Origin of the sequence: Egbenema bharatensis FJBBOT/2019 (genome assembly GCF_048077055.1) — a bacterium.
Taxonomy (GTDB): domain Bacteria; phylum Cyanobacteriota; class Cyanobacteriia; order Elainellales; family Elainellaceae; genus Egbenema; species Egbenema bharatensis.
The window spans coordinates 6,306,213-6,328,160 of the sequence record NZ_CP182236.1 but is presented as its reverse complement, the minus strand read 5'-3'; the positions used below and the strand labels follow the sequence as shown (position 1 = coordinate 6,328,160).

General features: G+C 48.3%; 14 protein-coding genes. 5 read left to right on the top strand and 9 right to left on the bottom strand.

Translation table 11 applies throughout. From position 1 onward, the window contains the following. The first annotated feature begins 12 nt into the window (after positions 1 to 12). Positions 13 to 390 (top strand): cyclic nucleotide-binding domain-containing protein, encoded by a 378-nt coding sequence (locus ACM1PF_RS29490; RefSeq protein ID WP_416676851.1) that lies wholly within the window; start codon positions 13 to 15, stop codon positions 388 to 390. Positions 391 to 548: 158 nt separating this feature from the next. After that, complete coding sequence (locus tag ACM1PF_RS29485; RefSeq protein WP_416669859.1) at positions 549 to 2,966, top strand: WD40 repeat domain-containing protein; 2,418 nt, start codon at positions 549 to 551, stop codon at positions 2,964 to 2,966. Between the two features lie 280 nt (positions 2,967 to 3,246). Here the strand turns inward: ACM1PF_RS29485 and ACM1PF_RS29480 are convergent, their stop codons facing one another. Further along, positions 3,247 to 8,499 (bottom strand): PAS domain S-box protein, encoded by a 5,253-nt coding sequence (locus ACM1PF_RS29480; RefSeq protein WP_416669857.1) that lies wholly within the window; start codon positions 8,497 to 8,499, stop codon positions 3,247 to 3,249. Positions 8,500 to 8,816: 317 nt separating this feature from the next. Here ACM1PF_RS29480 and ACM1PF_RS29475 point away from each other — a divergent pair, with 317 nt between their 5' ends. After that, complete coding sequence (locus ACM1PF_RS29475; protein WP_416669855.1) at positions 8,817 to 9,386, top strand: PAS domain-containing protein; 570 nt, start codon at positions 8,817 to 8,819, stop codon at positions 9,384 to 9,386. Between the two features lie 155 nt (positions 9,387 to 9,541). Here ACM1PF_RS29475 and ACM1PF_RS29470 read toward each other — a convergent pair whose 3' ends face one another. Then, positions 9,542 to 9,802, bottom strand: a complete 261-nt coding sequence (locus tag ACM1PF_RS29470; RefSeq protein WP_416669853.1) for a hypothetical protein — start codon at positions 9,800 to 9,802, stop codon at positions 9,542 to 9,544. Positions 9,803 to 10,293: 491 nt separating this feature from the next. Between ACM1PF_RS29470 and ACM1PF_RS29465 the strand changes: the two genes are divergently transcribed. Next, positions 10,294 to 10,914, top strand: a complete 621-nt coding sequence (locus tag ACM1PF_RS29465; RefSeq protein WP_416669851.1) for an HMA2 domain-containing protein — start codon at positions 10,294 to 10,296, stop codon at positions 10,912 to 10,914. 105 nt (positions 10,915 to 11,019) lie between these two features. Here ACM1PF_RS29465 and ACM1PF_RS29460 read toward each other — a convergent pair whose 3' ends face one another. From ACM1PF_RS29460 to ACM1PF_RS29445, 4 genes are all read right to left on the bottom strand, one after another. Next, entirely contained in the window at positions 11,020 to 13,131 is a 2,112-nt protein-coding gene (locus ACM1PF_RS29460; RefSeq protein WP_416669849.1) for a family 10 glycosylhydrolase, read from the bottom strand. A 65-nt stretch (positions 13,132 to 13,196) separates the two neighbouring features. Further along, complete coding sequence (locus tag ACM1PF_RS29455; protein WP_416669847.1) at positions 13,197 to 13,361, bottom strand: hypothetical protein; 165 nt, start codon at positions 13,359 to 13,361, stop codon at positions 13,197 to 13,199. A 24-nt stretch (positions 13,362 to 13,385) separates the two neighbouring features. Continuing rightward, complete coding sequence (locus ACM1PF_RS29450) at positions 13,386 to 14,495, bottom strand: hypothetical protein (protein WP_416669846.1); 1,110 nt, start codon at positions 14,493 to 14,495, stop codon at positions 13,386 to 13,388. 125 nt (positions 14,496 to 14,620) lie between these two features. Beyond that, positions 14,621 to 15,238 carry a hypothetical protein gene (locus ACM1PF_RS29445; RefSeq protein WP_416669845.1) on the bottom strand — a complete coding sequence of 206 codons (618 nt, stop codon included), beginning with the start codon at positions 15,236 to 15,238 and terminating at the stop codon, positions 14,621 to 14,623. 910 nt (positions 15,239 to 16,148) lie between these two features. Here ACM1PF_RS29445 and ACM1PF_RS29440 point away from each other — a divergent pair. Continuing rightward, the gene (locus tag ACM1PF_RS29440; protein ID WP_416669842.1) at positions 16,149 to 17,699 is read left to right on the top strand and encodes a calcium-binding protein; all 1,551 of its coding nucleotides are present in this window, start codon (positions 16,149 to 16,151) and stop codon (positions 17,697 to 17,699) included. 139 nt (positions 17,700 to 17,838) lie between these two features. Here ACM1PF_RS29440 and ACM1PF_RS29435 read toward each other — a convergent pair whose 3' ends face one another. The 3 genes from ACM1PF_RS29435 to ACM1PF_RS29425 all read right to left on the bottom strand — a co-directional run bounded on the left by ACM1PF_RS29435 (position 17,839) and on the right by ACM1PF_RS29425 (position 21,903). After that, positions 17,839 to 20,133 carry a tetratricopeptide repeat protein gene (locus ACM1PF_RS29435; RefSeq protein WP_416669840.1) on the bottom strand — a complete coding sequence of 765 codons (2,295 nt, stop codon included), beginning with the start codon at positions 20,131 to 20,133 and terminating at the stop codon, positions 17,839 to 17,841. Positions 20,134 to 20,254: 121 nt separating this feature from the next. Further along, entirely contained in the window at positions 20,255 to 20,539 is a 285-nt protein-coding gene (locus tag ACM1PF_RS29430) for a hypothetical protein (protein ID WP_416669838.1), read from the bottom strand. Between the two features lie 32 nt (positions 20,540 to 20,571). After that, positions 20,572 to 21,903, bottom strand: coding sequence for a trypsin-like serine peptidase (locus tag ACM1PF_RS29425; protein ID WP_416669836.1), 1,332 nt, complete (start codon positions 21,901 to 21,903; stop codon positions 20,572 to 20,574). Positions 21,904 to 21,948: the final 45 nt, after the last annotated feature.

Below are 21,948 nucleotides of genomic sequence, written 5' to 3'. Positions count from 1 at the left end.
GAGGTATATATGATGCTACTTCAACCCGCAGAAACCGTAAAAATTTTTCAAAAACATCCCAGTCGATTGGTTTCCGCTGGACAAATCATCTTTGAGCAAGGACAACCCGGAGACTATATGTATGGCATCCTGGAGGGTGAGATAGAACTGTCTATCGATGGCAAGGTTGTTGAAACGTTGAAGGCGGGAGATGTGTTTGGAGAGGGTGCCCTGTCTCACCCCAATGGCTATCGGTTCACGACAGCAATCGCCAAAACGGACTGCAAACTGGCCCAGCTCGATCAACAGCATTTTCTGTTTGTGATCCAGGAAACTCCCATGTTTGCCCTGCAAGTGATTCGCAGCTATTCCGATCGCCTACGGGAACTAAAAGCTCATTGGGTTGAATAGCCAGGGAGAGCATCAATAAAACGCTTGTGGGGTGGGCATTGCCGATCCCACAGTGTATCCTGAGGGGAAGTCCCAGCCAGAAGCCTGAGAAACGATAGAGTGATGATTGCGATCGATCGGATCAAACCTGAGAACAACAGAGAGAAAATCGTACTGGTATGAAGTTAGATATTGGCCTCGGTTTATTACTGCAAGGATTACCTGCGATCGTCGAACTCTTGACCGCCATTCAAAATGAACGTCTGCTTCACCTAAAGCAGCAAAAAGCCCCAAAAGAAGACCAGAACAAAGACCAGAACAAAGACCAGAACAAAATCATTAAACCTGGGCAAAAAGCCGAGGTAAATCGGGCGATCGCTGCCGTTAGCCCTCCGTTGCCGCTGGCGGTTCATCAGCGTGAACCCGCCTTACAATGGCTAGAAGATCAGAAGATTCTGGAACAGTGGTCTTTGGGGCTATTTCCCTCCCAGCTCCGAGACACTTCAATTCATTCCAGCTCCCTGCCCCTGCAAATTTTTCTGGCTCCGATCAACCTTCCGCTTGCTGCCACCGATCAAAACCTGTCAGGACTGCATACGCTGGAAACGGATCTGGCTGAAGGACTGGCAAATTTTCTAAATCAGCATTATCCGTTGCATCATCCCGAACGCCCCACGGAGCTGTTATCTGGTGCCTGGCGGAATCATTCCCTGCAACGGGAAGCCCGGATTAAAGCCCTGTTTCATCAACTGCGCGATCGCCCAACGCTGGTTCTAGAAACCGACATCGTGGGGGAATTCCTGAACATTCGCATGGCTTATTGGGGCTTGTCTCATAGCCAGTATTGTTATCAAACGATCGTTGCGGATTTCCCCTGGCGGGTGATCGTGGATGCTGCCATGAAACAACGGGCATTGCAATGGCAAGCCACCGTGCAACAACTCCTGGCGATCGGTGAATCTCTGGAGTCCATTCTTCCCCTCGGTGGCGATAATGTTCATAACCTGGAATGGCTGGAGAAAGCAACCCGGTGGCAAGCCCACGGTATTGATCTCAATGTCCTTCGTTTACCTTACACTTTCAGTCCGGAGGACTTCACCGAACTACGGCAGACGCTCATCTGCATTTACTGCGTCCTGGCAGGGTGGTTGGCCGATGCCCATCATTTGCTGCATGCCGGTATTGCTCCAGCATTGCCTGCCTTAATGGCTGAACTGACTCAGCCGATCGCCTCTCTGGAATTAAGCCAGTCCCTCTTACGCACCATGCACTCTGGCTACCAGGAGCTGTTCCAAGCCTTAGCCAGGGAGATGCCGGATCAGGCAGCCCAATGCAGCTTAAAACTGGCGCACAGCTTCAGTGAATTGCCCGATCGCACCTGGGCAAGGGAACAAATCACCCATTCCCTTAGCCTCTGGTTACATCAACGGCAACTCCCCCCCGTTCAAGCAGCATCCTGGCAAACCCTGCTGTCTGTCCTGAAGCCAGATCATCTCAAGCCGGAGGATGAAACCTATTTGCAGTTACTCAAAACCTGCTGGGCTGCCCTGGGAGAAGCGGAACTGGCCCATTCCCTCGATTGCTGGTTGCAGTCCTGGAAGGCAAACGCTCTGAGCAGTCACCAATTATCCCAACCCCGGCTGATACTGTCTGCGCCACTGCTTCATCCCCCCAATTTAAGATCCCAGGAGCCATGGCGATCGATCGTCCTGACGCACACCCTCAATGGGTATTCCGGTAAAGCGGCTTCCCTGGTCTTTTGCAACGATGGTCAAACTCTAGCCAGTGTCCGGTCGGATCACACCATTGCCCTGCACCATTTGGAGAGCGGTCAAACCTTACAGACGTTCATTGCCAGGGCGGGACGAGTTCTGGCCCTGGCCCTCAGCCCCGATGGGCAACTGCTTGCCAGTAGTCACCGAACGAGCGAACGGAGCGTCATCAAAGTTTGGCATTTGCAGACGGGCACCGTGTTGCATACCTTCACTGGACATCACAAACGGGTTTATGCCCTTGCCCTGAGTGCCGACAATCGATTTCTGGTCAGTGGCGGCTACAAGATCAAAATCTGGGATTTGCAGACGGGGCAACTGCGACAAACCCTGAATGGCCATCAAGAGTGGGTCTATGGCCTGACGCTTAGCCCAGACGGACAAACCCTGGTGAGTGCCGGAGCCGACAAAACGATTAAACTCTGGCATCTGCCAACGGGAAAATTGCGCCAGGTGTTGACCGGCCATCTAGATTGGGTGCGATCGATCGCCCTGAGTGCGGATGGTCAGTACCTCGTCAGTGGCAGTGAGGATCAGACGGTGCGGTTATGGCATTTAGGCAGTGCTAAATTACTCAACACACTCACCGGACATCGAGGTGGGGTATCTGCGGTGCTGTTCAGTGCAGATCAGCAAACGCTCATCAGTGGCAGCAAAGATAATACGGTGCGGATGTGGCAAGTCAATGGTGGAAAACTTCTCACCACGTTGACTGATCATCGGAAGCAGGTTTATTCCCTGGCGATGAGTCCAGATGGAAGAACCTTTGCCAGTGGTAGCGAAGATCAGCAAATTCTGGTTTGGCAGCGTATTGAGCCCGCTTGAGTAGCTCGCAAACCCAGTTTAGATCCTCCCTGGTATAGCTGTAGTCACAGTAGTTAGGACAAATTTAGAGGTAAAAGCCCCGCAGCGCGGGGCTTTTACCTTCCTAATCTCAGTGCGTAGCACTATAGAAACGAGCGTGAATTGAGCAACCGTAGAGCGGGCATCTTGCCCGCGCAGGCTGGAAGCCTGCACTACGAAAGGTGGGCGTATTGCTGCCGAGGTCTACTAGCCCCTTAAAAAAGGGGAACCGATTCGATCGACTGATATTCACCATTTGCGCTCACGATTCCATCAAATCATGAATGGCAGCTAACAGATCCGTTGGGCTGTAGGGTTTAGTCAAAAATAGATTCGCTCCTGCCGCCAGGATCGGTTGTTGATTGGAGGGCAGACCACTGATGGCAACGATCTTGACCTGGGGATTAATGCGGCGCAGATGCCGAATCAGGCTGACACCGTCCATATTAGGCATCATCACATCCATCAACACCAGACTCACTTCTAGAGAATGTTCTCGATATCGCTCGATCGCCTCTAATCCATCGCGGGCGGTTAACGTTCTAAAATTAAAACTTTCCAGCAAGGTTTGATTCGTTTGCTGGACGGCGGCTTCATCATCCACAACGAGGATCAACTGCCCATCTCCATGCAGGGTCGGCTGAGTGCCTGTGGTGGTTTGAACCGCTTCTGAAATGGCCGGTAAGTACACCTGAAACTGCGACCCCTCACCAAGCTGACTCGACACCTGCAAGAAGCCACCATAGTTTCTCACAATTCCCAGCACAGTAGAAAGCCCCAGCCCTGTTCCTTCACCGGGTTCTTTTGTGGTAAAAAAGGGATCAAAAATGCGATCGAGATATTCCAGTGAAATACCGATGCCTGTGTCCGCAACGGTAATGACCACATAATTGCCCACCCTGGCATCTAGATTCACACGGGTCATGGTTTCATCAACGAATTGATTTTGGGCTGAGAGGGTCAGCACACCCCCATTAGGCATGGCATCACGAGCATTGACGCATAAATTCATTAACACTTGATGTAAGTGGGTTGGATCAACTGAAACTCGTCGTAAAGATTGAACAGAGTCTTCTCGCCGAATCGTAATGGACTTCGGAAAGGTTTGTCGAGTGATATCCAGAATTTCCTGAAGCAAATTCCCGACTTGCAGCGGAACGGGTTCTCCTTCGGTTCCCCGCGCAAAGGTGAGGATTTGTTTGACCAGGTTTGCCCCCCGTCGGGTACTGCTGGTCAAAATTTCTAGCATTTCTTGCAATCGGGGATCGACATCCTGAAGTTTCAACGACAAGAGCTGTGAGAGGGTCAGAATCGGGGTGAACACATTATTCAGGTCATGGGCAATGCCACTGGCCAGCGTCCCCACGCTTTCCAATCGCTGGGCCCGATAAAATTGGGCTTCCAACTGTTTTTTCTCAGTAATGTCTGTATTGACCACCAGAATGGCATTGGGTTGGCCCTCCTGATCTCGCATGAGCGTCCAGCGACTCGCTACAATCACCGTTTCGCCCGTTTTTGTCTTCTGCTCCAGTTCTCCCTGCCATGTCTCTTGCTGCAAGATTTCTTTTTGGGCGGCTTTCAGTTGTACAGAAGACCGATGGCAAAACAGCGCATTGGTTTTTTTCCCAAACGTTTCTGCGGTTGTCCAACCATATAATCGTTCTGCCCCCTGATTCCAAAACAGAATCCGTTGTTTCAAATCCTGGACAAAAATCGCATCGGTTGCAATGTCAATTAATGCAGCCTGCTCTCGAATTTTTTGTTCTGCCAGCTTGCGCTCGGTGATATCTTCGTCCAGGCTGACATAGCCAATCACTTCTCCCGTGGCCGATCGCATCGGTGTCACCTTGGCCGCCACCCAGCGAATTTTTCCCTGGGGCGTTAGCAGGCGAAATTCGGGCAGTTGCTCGCATTCTTCCTGGAGGTAGGCTTCCCATGCCTCACACAGCATCTGGCGATCGTCTGGATGGATGGCTTGCAACCAGCCGTTTCCCAACGAGTCCTCAAAGCTAAGCCCTGACATTTGATGCCAGTATGTATTGGTATAGAGGCAAATCCCCTCTGCATTAGTTTGGCAAATGCCGATCGGTGCCGTCGTACTGAGGGTACGGAATCGTTCTTCGTTTTCCTCCAGCACTGTTTGCATCTGTTCCCGCGCTTGCAGATCCCGCCGGGTTTGCTCATACAGTTCAGACTGCTGAATGGCGATTCCCACCTTGTCGGCCAACCGGCGCAGCAGGTCTACTTCAGTTGGTTGCCATTGTCGGGGTGCAGAACAATGATGGCTGATTAGCAAGCCCCACAGGTTTTCTCCCTGCAAAATGGGTACGACCAGGTTGGCTTTGACCTGAAACGATGTGAGTAACTCAAGGTAGCAAGGTGTCAGTTCTTCCTGGTCAATATCGGATATCACGGCAATTCTCCCCTGCCGATAGGGTTCAATGTATTGATTGCTGAAGCAGGGATCAGAAATAACGGTAGAAAGCAAGGATGACCAATCTGCCCCAACCGATTCCATCATCACTTCTCCTACCCAATCGGGTTGGAAGCGAAAAATAATCACTCGATCGGTCTTTAACAAATCCCGAACTCGTTCCACGGTTCGCTGCAACACTTCATTGAGATCTAAGGAGCGGCGGATATCTTGAGTGATATCTGCAACCAACTGTTCTCGTTGGATTTGCTGGTGCAGTGCCAATTCTGCTTGCTTGCGATCGGTAATATCATGATTCACGCAGGTAATTTGCCAGCAAGTTTCTGAAATTCGCTGAGACGAATAGGTGCTGGAGATCCAGCGCAAAGCACCATTCTTGTGGTAAAAACGGTACTCGGCAGTTGTATCCTGTTCAGCAAAAAAGCTGTGGAACAGGGGCAGCAGGATCGTTTCCCAATCTTCAGGCACAACTCGTGAAAGCCATAATCTTTGATCTGCCATCAGCTCTTGTGGCGTATAACCCAGCAGTAATTCACAGCCTGCCGACCAGTGGTCATACTCCCAATCTCGATTATCAAAGACTCGAAAGCTCACGATCGATGCCAGGGCACTGTCTAAAATGCGGTTGAGTTTTGCTTCAGAAGCTTGCAAAGACACTTCCAACTGCTTACGGGCAGTAATTTCTTGAACTGCAACACTGACTCCAGTAATCTGACCATCGGTTTGCCGCAGCGGGAACCAGCTCTCTAACCAGGTACGGCGTACACCGGGTTGAGCAAACGTTTCCCCCTCCACCTCCAGGTTGAGCAACGGCTCCCCCGTTTCCAGGATTCGCTGCAAGATGGGTTCAATGGTATCTGCCAGACGGGGCAACACTTCGCGTATGGTTCGACCCAGATGCGCTTCAATGGGAAGTCCATTCATTTCTGCCAGGTACTGATTCAGTCGCACAAAGCGCAGATTGCAATCCAGAATAGACAGCCCAACGGGGGCAGATTGATAAATGGCCTCAATTTCGGCCAACTGTTGACGAATGGTTGCCTGGTTTTGGTACAGTTCCAGTTCCGATCGTTTGCGATCGCTAATATCATGAAACAGAATGGCAACGTGGTGGTTTTCTGGTTCACTAATCCGAAAGGCATAGACATCATACCAGCGATTCCATCCAGCGGCCTGTTGCTCGAACCGGGCGGGTTCACCCGTCAGTGCCACCTGTCCATACCTTTGATACCAGTGCTCTTCCAGTTCTGGCGCAATCTCCCGAATCGTTCGGCCACTCAGCACTAATTCACGGGACAGTCCCGTTAACCGTTCAAACTGACGATTGGCTTCGAGGATACGGTAATTGACGGGATCACCGCTTGAGTTGAAGATGATTTCAGCGATGCAGTAGCCTGCCTCCATCTCCTCAAATAAGGCGCGATATTTCTCTTCCGAGGCGCGCTGATCCGCTTCCGCCCGTTTGCGTTCGGTTACATCCCGCAAGATGGAGAGATGTCGCCCCGGCAGGTAATGGGCGATCGCCGCAAACTCAGTATCCCGCACAGAACCATCGGGGCGATGCAGAGGAAAGTCCCCGCGCATTTGCCCCTGCCGCAGGAATTGCTGCCAGACTTGCAGAATATCGGATGCTGGATCTGCGAAATTGGCTACACCCATCTGCAACAGTTCATTCCGGGTTAGCCCAAACAGCTCGCAGGCGGCCGGATTTACATCGACATAACGTCCCTGATCATCGGCAATCGTAATCGCATCTAAGGCATTGGCAAACAAGGCGTGCCACTGCTGTTCTTGCTGCTGAAGTTGAAGATTTGCCTCCATCAGTTCAGTAGTGCGTTCTGCCACCCGCAGTTCCAGGGCATCCCGAGCCGCGCGTAATTCCCGCTCCATTTGTTTCCGGTGACGAATATCACGCAGCAACCAGCGTAGCCCCATCTCCTGATTTTGCCCATCCACCATCCTGGAGACCGTAATGAGCACTGGAAACGCTTCTCCCGATCGATTCTGCAGGGTGACTTCCCAATCTGCCCCTTCCAGGTTAGCCAACCGGGCTCGAAAGGCTTTGCGATCGGCAACTGCAATAAACGTTGCCAGGGGTTTACCAACCAGATGCCTGGATGCGACTGCCAATAACATTTCCGCAGCTCGGTTCGCCTGCCGAATTTTGCCCTGCCGATCCGTCACCAGATAGCCATCGGGCGCAAACTCAAATAGGTCTTGATATTTTTGCCGCTCTTGCTCGATCGCACGACGGGCCGTAACCAGTTCTTCGTTTTGCGATCGCAGTTCTTCTTCGGCCACTTGCAGTTCTTCCAGGGCAGTTCGCAATTCTTCATTTACCGAAGTTAGTTCTGCCACCCCCAAAGCAGTGGGCTGCTGTCTGACCTGATCCGCCAGCACTGAGGAATATACCGGATTCAGCCGATAGCCCGTTTGATAAACCGTCTTAATCCAGTCCTGGGGTGCGCCTGCGGCTTTGAGTTTGTGCCGAATTTCCTTAATGTGAACCCGAACCGCTTCTTCGCTGGGGGCTTCAACCGAATTCCAAACGTGATCCAAAATGGCCCTGGCACTGAACACAGTTTGAGGATGCCGCAAAAACAATTCCAGGATGGCATACTCTTTGGGAGTCATCGACAAAAGACGGGTGCCATAGGTGACCTGACGACTACTGGGATCAATGGATAAATCCCCCCACGTCAGGATGGGCTGAGCGATCGTGCCTCCCCGACGCAACAGGGCCTGCACCCGAGCAACTAATTCTTCTGTATCAAAGGGTTTGACAACGTAATCATCCGCTCCAGCATTCAGAGCGATCGCCTTTTGCCGCCCTTCTCCCTGTCCTGTTAAGAGTAAGATGGGATTCCGAAATCCCTCCGAACGCAACTGCTGGCATAAATGAATGCCATCCAGTTTCGGCAAAATGACATCCAGCACCATCAGGTCATACTCGTAGGCACTGGCCATTTGTAAGCCTGCTTCCCCATCCGCCGCAACATCCACTGCGTAGTTATAGCTAGAGAGTAAAATCTGTAAGGTCTGCGCGACGACGGGATCGTCTTCTACAACCAGAATTTTCATATACCAGAATTATATATCTAACGCTCGATACCTATTGAGTAATTAACAAAACAATGTCAGCAAGATGTGACAGAACTTTTTGATGTTTCAATTCATTAAATTTTGATTAAGTTTCCACAGAAGATATGTTGTTTCAATGGCAAACTTCATTTATTTTCGCATTCCTCACACATTCCTCACAACTGATCTTCAAACTAGACACTGGGTGTTGAATTGTGGCTCTGGCTTCAACGCCCCAGGGATTGCTCAATGGGTAGGGTAAGTGCAGAATTCCCCCGTTTTGTAGTTTTTTGAGTAGATTCTCAGGGAGAAAAATAGTGATTCAAGATAGCTTCTGCTCCGTCAATCGTTCTGTTTCCTATCCTCATCAGATGATTCAAGCTCTGGGTCGGTTACAGGCTCAATCCTTTCACCGTCCCTCTAATAGTGTTTATGTGTATGACCTGGTTGAGCAACGCACCCTCTGCAATAGCTACCCAATTGCTGCCATGCTGGGCTATACTGCCGATGCAATCCGGACAATGGGCCCAATTGGCCTGGCCAGCCTGATTCATCCAGACGATCTAGATCGCGTTTCAGAGCATTACCAGCACTTTACGACGCTCCGTGATGGAGAAGTGATTGCGATCGAATATCGGATGCAGCGAGCTGATGGCACATGGTGTTGGCTCCGGTCTCAGGAAACGCCAATTGTTCAGGCGATCGATGGCTTGCCATTACAAATCTTAGGGTTGATCCAGGATATTACTCCAGTAGACACTTTCCGGTCGCGCCAGATCAGCCTGTTGCGCCGCACTCGTCGATGCCATCACGCCACTCGAACGGTGAAGATCATCGGCATGATCCAACCGCGATCGTTAGCCAACGATCGCAAACCTGCTTCCTAGAGCACCATTGACAAATGCTGACAAATTATTGACAAATTATTGACAAATTATTAATCGTCAACGCATTCATTCACCTTGGTTTTGCTCTCAAAGCTGCGTTTTAAAAATTATTTCGTTCAGGACATTCATTGTTATGGATACTTGCCCCTGCTGTTCTAATCCGATGGTTCGCCACATCCGAACTCACCAAGTCCATTGGTTTTGTCGAACTTGTTGGCAAGATATGCCAAACTTGAATTGCCTTGGTCAAAAAAGTTCGCTCCTACAATACGTAAAAGGACGCGATCAAAAACAGCAGCTTTGCTCCAGTTTGGCATCCTACCCTGCTCGCCTGCCAATCTATCAACCGTTTCACCTTTAAGGATCGGGAATTCAAGCACCTGTTCACCGTTCTGCTGCTTTGCCTGGGCGGGCAAGATGCCCACCCCATAAGAGTTTTAGATTATTAAATTTGCATTCCTGAGTCCCTGAAGATCATTCTGCGCGTTGACTGCTTATCGGGGACAAATTGTTTCCCTTTGAGACAGCTTTAGAATATGTCAATTCTCATAATTTCTGGATTCGTAAATTATTGTGTTCACCTGGCTCCAGGGTATTCCTGAAGTGGTAGGGTAAAGGTGAATAGAGCGATCACAAGGAGGCAACTTAGTATGCCGAAACTTGTTCCTGAATTTGACATTTGGTTGAAGATCTGGGCGTTCCAGGAATTGCTGCGATCGTTCTGTTGCCCGTTCTGGTTCCCGTCGTCGCAGGATGCTGACCAAAGGAGATTCAGACGATGCGTAAGCCATCTCCGCCCGGTGTAGCGTCGTCAGAACCACTATCCTGGTTGTAATTTCGATCGTGCTGAGTATCGGATTGGGTACTCAGCATTTGCGTTTATGTACTTGACTTCCTGTAACTTCCTATGATGTTCCCTCTACAACAAACCCAGTTGCCCATCCGATTGCATGTTGTCAGCCGAACCCCAGGGCGAATTCGTCTGAGAATTGCGCCTGAACAACGCCAGGATGAGGTAATGAACGACATCAAGCAACTGCTCCAAACTTACTTGAGTGGGATTGAGCGGGTTCGGACGAATACTCAAACGGGGAGTGTTACCCTTTACTTTTCGGGCGGGATGGCTCCCTTTGAAGCTGCTTTTTCGACGTTATGTCAATCTGGTGTGATTCTGAGTGATATTCCTACGGGACAATCTACCATTGCAACCCGGTTAACCACTGCACTTGCTGGAATTAACCAACGGGTGAACCTGGCAACTGAAGGCTCAATGGACTTACGATTGTTATTTCCCCTACTGTTAACCTTTCTAGCATTGCGCCAGGTCTTTTCTAACAGTCCACGGTTGAATACGGCTCCCTGGTATATTCTCGCCTGGTATGCCTTTGACAGCTTTATGAAGTTAAATCGTTCCCAGGGCGACCCACCTCTGGAAATCCAAACCCTAGAGACAGAGGCTGTTCCAGTTGCTCAGCCCACCAGGGATAGGGATGGGGGTTCTGTGAAGCGGCAGAAAGCAAGCCTTTGAGAATATGGAGCGAGGAAACGTCAATGGCATCGCTTCATCCTTCCCATCCTGAAACTGCAGCCTATCACGTTACTCAACAGGTTCTTCATTGAGCCAGTCATGGGTTCAAGTAAATCGTACTGTTGTATTAATCAGAGCATTGGCAAACGGTTCATCAAACACTCCCACCCTCATATTTGGCAAACCCAGGGCATTGCAAAATCGGGTTAATCCCTGCTCCGTTCTCCAGTTATACGCCCCATTAATTTCGTTCGCTGGATAAAGCCCTAATTCCGACAACCGCACCTGGATATCTCGCATCAACCGACCGCTGCCGCGCCAGGTGGCAAACGGCACAGTGAGCGCACCTCGAATGTCATACAGCCCCCAGTACCAGGTGGCATATTGCAGGGGCACTGGATCGGCAAGCTTCAATGTCCGACAAACCAGGGCAGAGACCTCTCCGCGTGTCACCTTCTGGGTGGGGCGCAGTTGCCGTACCTGCGGATAATTCACAATCAGCTCTGCCACAATGGCATCGGAGGTCGCTTTCCTGGCCCACGCAGGAATTTGTCCCACATCTTCAAAATAGAACCGTAATAACTCATTGGGCGACCAGGGATTTGACACCGATCGCGTCGTCATCAGGCTCAAGATTGCTTCCAGGCGCGAGGCGGTTTGATTGGGGCGAAACGTGCCATCGGGATATCCAGAAAGTAATCCTCGTTCGTACGCCCACCGAACAACGGTATAAAACCAATCATTGACGGAGACATCGGTAAAGTTGATAGGAGGACGAACCGTTGGCGCATTGGGAAATGCAGCCGCCATCAGTGCAGCAAATTCGGCGCGGGTCATTCCGGCATCCGGTCGGAAGGTGCGATCGGGATACCCCCGCAGGATACCCCGTTCAGCTACGGCGATAATGCAGGCTTTTGCCCAGTGGGTGTCGATATCTGAAAAGGGAGAATCCTGAAAGGGAGGAAATAACCTTTGCAGGTCAACGGGATTGCGTTGTACTTTTTCAGGAGAGAGCGGATCACACAGCAAGGTTTCATAAAAAAAGCAGGACACCCCCGCCAGTTGCCGATCGCGCGTCTTCTGCACCTGCTCGTTGATCTGAGTAAAGCTAACCGATCGGATTCTTAACCCACACAAAACGCCGATCGCCGTTGGGATATGGGCACTGGCAGCGACAATTTCAGCTTTATTAACCTCAGCCGTAAAGCTCGTCAAATCATCTCGATAGACTTGCACGACTAATTCTTCCACGAGTCCCTCCTGCTCCCACAATCTCCAATCCACATGAAAATTTTGGCGAGCGAAGCCTAAGGGATTGGGAGAGAGGGAAATTAATGCATCTCGCTGGGTTTTAACACTGCTGAAAATCCGCTGGAGTAGAGCCGTTACTTTGGCAATAAACCACTGCTGTCGTTGTAGATCCTTGGGGTTCTGGGGCATGGGTTTTCCCTGGTTCTCCTGCTGGTACAACGCCTGACTAAATGCGTCGTATCCCAGAACTGCCGGAAACCCAAAATGGTCGTCTAACTGAATCCCATCGATCTCATACCGTTCGGCTACATCTGCAATCAGCTCAGCCATAAATGCTTGCACCTCCGGCTGACAAGGATTTAACCAGGCCACATCCGCAAAAATTGGGTTGCCCTGCTGATCCGATGAAATTAAGTCGGGGCGCTGGGTGGCTAAGGGAGAGTTGGGTGGAGTAGACAGCCCATACTCAAACCAGGGAATGACGCGGAAATTGAAGGGTTTCGCTTCTTCCACGACCTCTGCCAGGAGATCGCGAGTTGCAAAGCGAGGGTCTGGGGTAATAGCAGCCCCGAAAAAAGCCTGGGCGATCGGACTGGGATATAACGTATAGCCCCGCTGCCAGACCACTGGGTAGATGGTATTAAAGCCCAGATCTTTGAGTGTTTGAAAGCCTTGCCTCAGATTCTGACGAGAATGCAAAATGTCGCTGTCAGTATTGGTTAACCAGACCCCGCGAAGTTCTTGAAGGGGGACTTTGACATGGGGGAGATAAAAGTAACCGATTTTCCCGATGCTCCCCAAGGGTTGGGGAAGTTCAACGAAACAATGGTTTCCTACTTTAAAGGCATATCGAACCGTAAAAAACTGCCCCACCGCAACGGCAAATTTTTCTTGGGGCGGCAGCTTTGCAGCAGGAGCGGCAATTTTTTTAAAGCTTGTGTTTTGAATAATAGTTAGAGTGGGCATAGAAGCATATTTCAGGAAATAATAAATCAAATAAATAGTCTTTAAAACTAAAACTCTAAGCCATCTCAAGAGATTAAGACTGTGAATTCAATCACTTGTTGCGATCGGGCTGCTTTTCTGACTGGTTGACTGACTGGTTGACTGACTGGGCGGGCAAGATGCCCACCCCACAAGCTCTCAGTTTCAGTCGATCGCAAATCCTGATCGGGAAGCCAAAGCAGACTTGCCACTCTTCCCTCTTCCCTCTTCATTCTTCATTCTTCATTCTTCCCTCTTCCCTCTTCCCTCTTGTGATTTTCCTGAATTGCTTCCTTTGTCACCTGCCAGCCCGTTTGCGTTCCCACTTTGCCTGCTTTCACAAATACCCAGCATCCACGCTGAAACGAATCACTCCCCTTTGGGCAGCCTGGTTGTACCCCAATCAACTGTTGCAGTTCTGCACTGGACAGAACCCAGTTTTCCGCCTGCGCCCGCTCCAACACCTCCATATACCAGAGTGGATTGGCCGGGGGTGGTTCTGGACGAGAGAGGGTTTCACTGAGTTGGGTCAAGGCTGCGGCGATCGTTTCTAGATGATGGGTTAAGGAGCCATTGCTAATGATGTTGGGCTGTGGGAGAACCTGATCCTGATCAGGTGATGAGGGCAGGTCGGAAGGTGTTGCAACTGGCGATCGGGGAGGGCGTTTCGCCAGAATAGGAGCGTCCGACGGTTCTGCCCAAAAATCCTCTTCGTCAACCTGAGAGGGCGGACTGTCTGGTGGGGGAGTTGCTTCCGGTTGGATAGGTTGGATAGGTTGTGTTGGTTGTATTGGGGGAGAACTCGCAGGGGTTGTCGGGGCATCAGCAAACGGTTTCAGCACTGTGTCGGGTTTTGAAACGGGCTGAAAATCATGTTTCTCCAACCAGAACTGATTGAGTTCGGTCGCCCAATGCTGCAAATAGTGGGCCGCTTCTTCATTGCCATTTGCAACCATTTGCGCGGCAACCTGCTGCATCGTTTGGACTAAGCCAGGGCCAATTAACTCCTGGTTCGCTGCCAATAACTCATCCTCGGAGCCTTTAGGACACTCCAGGAGGGCTTGAATCAGTTTCAGGTATATCTGAGTTTGATCGTTAGTCTCCGATCGCGGTATTGTTTGCGCCACAAACAAATGATGAATTTGCCCCGCCAAATTGTGCAGAAATTTAGCTTCCTTAACGTTGCCCTGATTCGCCAATTGGATTGCGACCTGTTCCATTACCTGAACCAGTTCAGGTGTCACCAGCGATTCATTTTGGCGTAGCAAAATCCATTCTTCTCCAGAAGGGCAAGCCAGCAATTTTTGGATTAGCTGAAGATAGGATTGAAGGCGTTGTGAATTCATAGGAACGAATGCTCCTGGCAGTTTAACGCTACCTCTATCCTCTCTCGAAAATCAGGAAAATGGGACAAACAGTAATGAAGTGTAGCGAACGATCGGCAGAAGAACTGCACAAAAATGAAACGCTCTCAGTTACCCATCGCAATCCATCGAAAACTGGATGGGATAGAATGACCTTGCTCGTCAACATTGTATTCTAAAACCCAACCGTCGTCATAGTATCTCCTAATCGTGAACCGATCGACGTATTCTTCACGAAATTGATAATTCTCATCATGGCCATACCAGTTAAAACCTGGTTGTGCATAAGCCGCAGAGGTGGCAAAGAAACCAGAAACCCTGGGAAGATCGATTACCTTGCCTTTTTGGGCGACAATGTTACCCATAGATACTATATTTCGGTGTTCATCCATTCGTCTGATTTGCAAGTAAAATTGATCTTCTTCGGTGATATAGTCTCCCGGCACCAAGTAAATCTTCTTCAGGTCTACCTCTGTGCTGCCTCCTGTCGATTCCGTACTACTTTGACTGAAGTTAAGATACATATCGAATGGTCTGCTGAGTGCTATTGCGGTTCTCCCATTCTGTAACTCACACCCTAACCGAAAGAGGGCAAAAGAGTATACTAAAAAAATGCCTGTGAGCGAGAGTAAGGCTCTAATTCTCATTCTCGATAAGTTGTTAAAAAATTGGCGTAAGGTAATATCTCTGGGATCATTAATGGGTTGAACTTCACTGGTTTTCATGATGCTACCTCCCACTCGTCTGGCTGCTCATCAAATAATAATTAGTCAAGTAGAATTGCTCAAAAACTGATTTGAAAAAAGCTAACTCAATTTGACGATCTTTCACCTCACACCAGTTTTCAAAAGCTTCTTAGCTTTTTAAACTACTCTACTCTTACCTTTATTTTCCTCAAAATAACCTTGAAGCACAATACGATGATTCGCGTATAGGAATATAACAGTATTGAAACAATTCTCCTGGGATATCTCTAATGTTGCAGAAATTAGCTGGAGGTGTTGCTGAGGATAAATCGTTGGCGTACTCTAGGAAAACATGGACGGAAAACCTGAGCTATCCTTTTGGCTCAAAACTACTGCGTAAAAGGTGAAAGCAGTTTGAGTAAAGAGAGGTGAAAATAGCTGTATTTTTGTATTTTCCAGATCTCAGTTTTCAGAAGAGGAGTGATAATATAAACAGGAGTTGATTTAAGAAAAATAGCGCATGATTTACAGCTCTTGTCTGGTTTAATATCTATCCCCATCTTTGATCCCATCACTTCAGGCATTTGGGGAAAGCAGCATTATTTGAAGCAGCCAGCGATCGAAGCCAACAGACGAAGCTTAGGAATCAGCTCATCCTATTATTTTTACTAGAAATCAAACCGATACCAGCATTTTCGATTTCAGATTATACGATTCTTGAAGAATTTCTGAAAAAGCAGTTCTCAACTCCTTTAAAGATCGAACTTGTTTTGGGAATGCAGAGCGTTGCGCCCTCCTGAAACAACCTAGCTCTTGAGAGTATTTATCCATTCTCAATAGTTGAAATCACCAGGGTTTTTACAAAACCCGGTCAGTTCTCTGTTATGTCTTTTCAGCCGATGAAAAGCAATCAAATCAATGAATATTTTAACAAAGAGAGGTTGAAAAAATGGCTGTTATTCGTGGAACAACTTTACCGAATACCCTTTACGGAACGGCAAGTGGTGACTGGATATTTGGCTATCCGCTCACTGGTGATATGAACCCATTCGATCATGACAGGCTCTACGGTTATGGTGGTAACGATCGCCTGTACGGAGGTAGAGGCAATGACATCTTGGATGGTGGTGCAGGAATCGATACGATGTACGGTGGGTTGGGTAACGACACCTACTATGTCAATACAACCGCCGATCGAGTGGTAGAAAATGCAGGTGCAGGAATTGACTTAGTTTATAGCTCCGTCAGTACCAACTACAAATGGTTACCTGCCAACGTGGAGAATTTGACTCTTACGGGATCTGCTATCTACGGAAATGGTAACGACCTCAACAACGTCATCACTGGTAACGCTGCAAACAACTTCCTCTATGGCTATGGTGGTAATGACACGATGGATGGCGGTGCAGGCAATGATGTCCTGTACCTGGGGGATGGCAACGACTACGTCAACATCATTTCTCTTGGCAATGACACCTTCTATGGTGGCAACGGCAATGACTACATCTACGGGTACACCGGCAATGAAACCTACTACGGTGAAGCGGGTAATGATACTCTGCTGGGGCACGATGGGGATGACCTTCTAAACGGTGGCCCAGGGTTTGATTCGATTGATGGTGGGAATGGAATCGACACCGTTACCTATAGTGGAGAAACTCGCACCAGTGGTTTTGGTACTTTCCGCGGCTTTACAATTAACCTGGCTAGTGGACAGACTGCGGCTGTTTTCAGTGGCATTCCACCTGCTCTTGAAGACACGCTGGCTAATATTGAAAATGCTGTAGGTTCCTCTTTTGCCGATGTCATTACTGGCAATAACACTGCTAACCAACTCAACGGTGAGGGAGGCAATGACATTCTTAGGGGATTAGGTGGCAATGACACAATGGATGGCGGTGCAGGCAATGATGTCCTATACCTGGGGGATGGCAACGATTACGTCAACATCATTTCTCTTGGCAATGACACCTTCTATGGTGGCAACGGCAATGACTACATCTACGGGTACACCGGCAACGAAACCTACTACGGTGAAGCGGGCAATGATACCCTGATGGGGCACAGTGGTAACGATACTCTGAATGGTGGTGCAGGCAATGACCTGATTGTCGGCGGCGGCGGTAACGATCGCCTGACGAGTGGTAGCCTGGATGATAGAGATATCTTCCGCTTCGATGACTTTAGCGATAGACAAGATGTGATCACCGACTTTGATGTCATGGGGGTCTTGCAGGACACGATCCAAATCAGGAATAGCGGCTTCAATCCCAGCATTGCCGGAGTCTTCGATTTACCCAATGGGGTACTGCCAGTCAACCGCCTTGTTGGTGAGTTTACTAATCTTGGAGCGTTGGCAGGCTTCAGGTACTTTGCCGGCAGTGGCAACCTCTACTTTGATCCTAATGGTGGACTCTTTGATCCTGCTGCCCAGGTCTTGGTTAACCTGGCGAACAGGCCTTCCTTGGCTGCGCTCCAGGGCAATATTGTTGTCGTCTAGCCAGAAGGAGTGTAGGCGATCGCTAGCTGATTCGGATTGATTCGATACCGTGCATTCTGGCAGAAAATCCCTTCTCCTCCTGTAGGGGAAGGGATTTAGGGATAAGGGGAAAGTTCTGTCAGGCAATCAGACTTTTAGTTCAAGCAGCAGTTGTTGGCAGGTAGTACTCCAACACAGCAATAAATTCCTTCATGGCGATCGTCCATTTCTCGTGGGTTTCAGATACATTGTTCCTTTCAGAGATTTGGAAATCCAACAAAGTACCATGTAAACTGAAAATTACTCTTTCAGATCCTTCACCAGGTTCAAAACCGAGGCATTTTCTTAAAATGATTTTTGCATCCAGTAATAGATCCTCAATGATTCTCCGATAGCAAAATTCACTGTCCATCATAATTCTCTGCAAATCAACGATTTCTTGTTCAAATTCCAGGGAGGACAATATTTTGTAAAAAATGTAGTGAAGTTTATCGTAGATTGAAAGACTAGACGCAAGGGAAGGGCATAGTTGTAGGGCTTTCCACCAGTTATCTAAAGCTTTTTTCTCACATCCCCGGTACAAGTAAAAAATAGCTAAATTGCTATAGTCAATGTATGTTTTCTTGTCTTGGGGAATGCGGTTTATTTTGTTAAATGCTTTCTCTAAGCTGATCTCAGACTTTTCGTATTGTCCCTCTTCCAATTCCTTCAAGTGGCACAAAAAATCAAGCCAGGCCAATGCACTTTGAGCCGCAACATTGTCTAATTCAAGGTTAAGCGTACACCAAAGGTTGGAGCGAGCCTTACCGTAGTTCCTGTAGGGTGGAGGAGCTACAAGGTAGGTGCAGCCAATGCGAAGATAGATTTCTGGACGGCTTGGATTAAGCTCTTTTGCGTAATTGTAATGATAAAACGCCTCGTCGTACTGTCCTAAAAGATAATACATATTTCCGTACGTCGCTTGAATATAGGGGCTAGCTGGATGAATTGCCATTGCCTCATCAATTGCTTGCTTGGCACGGTCATTGAGATCTCGATTTAAATAGGAAAAGCTAATTAATGCTAATAAGTCACCAACCTTTCGATAGTTTTTATCTTTTGCTTTTGCTCTTTTACAATAATCAAAAGCAGTATTCAACTCCTCTAAAGATTGGGTTCTTTCATAGCGATAGTAGTGAGACATGCCTTCAGTCAGCCACTTAAATGCCTCCCAATTACTTGTCAAAATCGGGCTTGATGATAAATCTAATGCGATACGGTAGGCAAGGTTTTTCACCATTTCGGACACTTCGACGTTAGCAGAATCCTGGCCGACTTCATAGGCATGGATGTCTGTATGATGGTTGGATTGCTCATAACGTGCTGCTATTTGCAGTCGTAAATCATTTCCCGACTGATATTTGTGTATACTGCCCGTGATAACCTGGGAAGAACCAGACGGCCACAATTGCTGAATGGCAATCAATATTGAACCAACCTGTAGAGCAGCTTTATCCGTAATAGGAATTGTGCCGACTTGCATTAATGATTTGGCTAAATGCTCTCCCCTAAATAAACGAAGATTCAAATCTTCTCTACAAACCCTTAACAGTGAAGAACTGGTCTGCACTAGATTCAATTTTCCGTCTTCAATAAAGTTATGGATGTGATAAATTCGATGCAGCTCAACTGCAAGAAGATCGGCGATCGTCCTACCGTTCAGCTTGGCTTCTTCATTTGTACCTAAACTTGAATCATCAAAAGGTACAATTCCAATTCCACCGGAACTGGATAACCAGCGGAAGAAGAGATATAAAAGTGTCCCAAGTAAAATGATGGCAATGAGTTGAAGAATATTGACAAAGTTGATTGTGGTGGAAATGCGTACTGGAAAATTGAAAAAAGCACTCAATATATCATGTGTATTTCGTGTTAATTCATTAACATTTTGGATAACTTGAGCAACATTTTGAATAACTTGAGCCCAAAACTTCAAAACTAAGAAGCCAAGCACAGCAAAAAAGAATAGCCTGATTTCTTTAAGGTGTATTAGATGTTTGATGGTTAGAAAAACAAAAACGGCGATTATACAATAGAGAAGAACATTCCAAAAAGTGCCATTTGTCAATAAATGGAAAATCGTGCTGATTTGTCCTTGGACTAGTTGGTTAATCTGGAAATTTCCAATGGCATAGCGAACGATGAGTGCTGCCAATATAAAGAGCAATACATTACGGCGGATATTCACTTTCCATATCAGATTTACAAACTGCGTTGATAACCAGTTTATAGATTGACCAACGATATCTGAAAAACCACCTCGCAGCAAAAAACTGTTGATTCCGTTGATGGTTTCTTTTAGCTCAGATAGGAAAACCTTGATCTTTGTAACCATTGGATTCTCTATAGGTAATGCACTTGAAAAATCGTAGGTTGGTTTGAGGAATGAAACCCAAAGCAGGTTTCTTCTAACCATTGGGTTTTTCTATGTTCAACCCAACCTACGCGAAAGCTCATTAGTTAAATAGCCTGAATTATGCCTGGCGGACACTGCCCACCCTACGAGAAAACGAGGCTCTCAGCAGATTGACTGAAGCTCAGGGTTCGTAGATATCTGCCAGACTAAAGGTTTGATCAGGGTACAGAGTAACTACGATCGCCCTCATGACTCTTGAGCCATCATTCATTTTGAACTGTACGAACAGTTCCTTGCGGGGTGGTGCAGTTTTGATCAGATAATCAGGGGAATCGACAGCGGCAACGTAGGGTTGCGATCGAAACCAGGCTTCCAGTTTCTCGACAGAATCCATACGGCGTAAAACCTCTGGTAAGGTTTTAGAGAGCTTTGCCAGTTCCTGAGCCGAGAGCGTTGCGTTACCCATAGAATTCCACCTCTGCACTCCTGATAGAACACTCACTTGCGGAAGTAAGTCATAGACGGATCGGGTCGTCCTACAAAGCAAATATAGCGGAACCCATACCGCAGAATATAACTCAGAGCTTGTCTCGCTTCATCTTCCAACTGGTCAAAGTCCATGAGCCAGTGGCTACCCTCAACAATTTTCCACCGTCCCTGTATCCGTTGAACCTGGAGGTTTTGGGGGTTAAAGGGAATTGCATCTTCACCGGGGAATGTCCCCTGGGGAGCCATCCCCTTGACCAGGTAGAACTCCATTGAAGGATGAGGACGACCGACAAAACACTGACTATTCATACCATAGTGCTGAATAATTTTTAGCGCGCGTTCTGCCTCATTTTTCAAAGTGCCAAAATCCAGTAACCACATTCCGTCTACCTCAATCTTCCAGCGTCGGCGCACTTGAATCATGCGGGCACGCTCAGGATTGAACGGAATGCAGTCTTGCCGATTGCGTGGCACCAATTCATCAAACTCTGTAGTTCGCGTACAATCTTCACCCTGGCAGCCGTTGGCAGGACAAACATTGGACACATAGCAGGATCCACTTCGGACAAAGTCAGTTTCACCGCGTACCAGAATTCCTTCAACCTCATGGGTCACACTATTGAATACGGGAGAACCAGAGTTACCTCCGTAGGTATCCAAATTAGCAACAAAGTAGCGAGATTGGGAATTGCTACGAACAACGGCATCGCCAGCACACTTCTTGGGAATGCCACAGGGGTGTCCGATGACGTGCACTCTGCTATTATCTGCAATTTTTCCGGTTCGACGAACGCGAACATAGCGATGGTTCAGGACTGGGCGATCGAGCTGTACTAAAGCCCAATCAGTTCCCTCAATGCCAATCTGCCGTCCCAGGATACGAATGCCTCGATAGATTTCGCTGTTTGGAATTTTTGTTTCAGCTGTTGTCGCATTTTCCATTTCAAACCCAAACACAAACCGCACCGATGACAGATTGCTGTCCTGAACACAGTGGGCAGCAGTCGCAATAATGCTAGGATCAACCAAAAATCCCGTGCAAAAAGCAACAACAGGCTGATTACCAAAGGGTTCACTAGAACAGAGCTGGTACTTTGTGGAAAATTGAGAACCGTTCAGGGTAGACGTACCATTACCATTGTCAGTAATGCTTGTATTCATCACCAGAGCAACCACGCTGTCGGCATCTGTCAGAAGGGCTGGGTCAGACAGTTGATAGATTTCCTGGCGGTTATCCACCCCATAAATCACTTTCTGTTGGAACCGCAAAGCCTCAACAATATCCTTCGTATCAAAAGATGCCAGTTCTGGAACGGTTTCGATTCGTCCATCCAGTCCCATCTTGGCAGATGCAACTCGTCCCTCGCTGAAGATCGTTTCTGCGTC

What these genes read in the sequence shown, in the direction of transcription:
- ACM1PF_RS29490 (WP_416676851.1), top strand. Translation starts at nt 13, where the DNA reads ATGCTACTTCAACCCGCAGAAACCGTAAAAATTTTTCAAAAACATCCC.
- ACM1PF_RS29485 (WP_416669859.1), top strand. Translation starts at nt 549, where the DNA reads ATGAAGTTAGATATTGGCCTCGGTTTATTACTGCAAGGATTACCTGCG.
- ACM1PF_RS29480 (WP_416669857.1), bottom strand. Translation starts at nt 8,499, where the DNA reads ATGAAAATTCTGGTTGTAGAAGACGATCCCGTCGTCGCGCAGACCTTA.
- ACM1PF_RS29465 (WP_416669851.1), top strand. Translation starts at nt 10,294, where the DNA reads ATGATGTTCCCTCTACAACAAACCCAGTTGCCCATCCGATTGCATGTT.
- ACM1PF_RS29460 (WP_416669849.1), bottom strand. Translation starts at nt 13,131, where the DNA reads ATGCCCACTCTAACTATTATTCAAAACACAAGCTTTAAAAAAATTGCC.
- ACM1PF_RS29450 (WP_416669846.1), bottom strand. Translation starts at nt 14,495, where the DNA reads ATGAATTCACAACGCCTTCAATCCTATCTTCAGCTAATCCAAAAATTG.
- ACM1PF_RS29445 (WP_416669845.1), bottom strand. Translation starts at nt 15,238, where the DNA reads ATGAAAACCAGTGAAGTTCAACCCATTAATGATCCCAGAGATATTACC.
- ACM1PF_RS29440 (WP_416669842.1), top strand. Translation starts at nt 16,149, where the DNA reads ATGGCTGTTATTCGTGGAACAACTTTACCGAATACCCTTTACGGAACG.
- ACM1PF_RS29435 (WP_416669840.1), bottom strand. Translation starts at nt 20,133, where the DNA reads ATGGTTAGAAGAAACCTGCTTTGGGTTTCATTCCTCAAACCAACCTAC.
- ACM1PF_RS29430 (WP_416669838.1), bottom strand. Translation starts at nt 20,539, where the DNA reads ATGGGTAACGCAACGCTCTCGGCTCAGGAACTGGCAAAGCTCTCTAAA.
- ACM1PF_RS29425 (WP_416669836.1), bottom strand. Translation starts at nt 21,903, where the DNA reads ATGGGACTGGATGGACGAATCGAAACCGTTCCAGAACTGGCATCTTTT.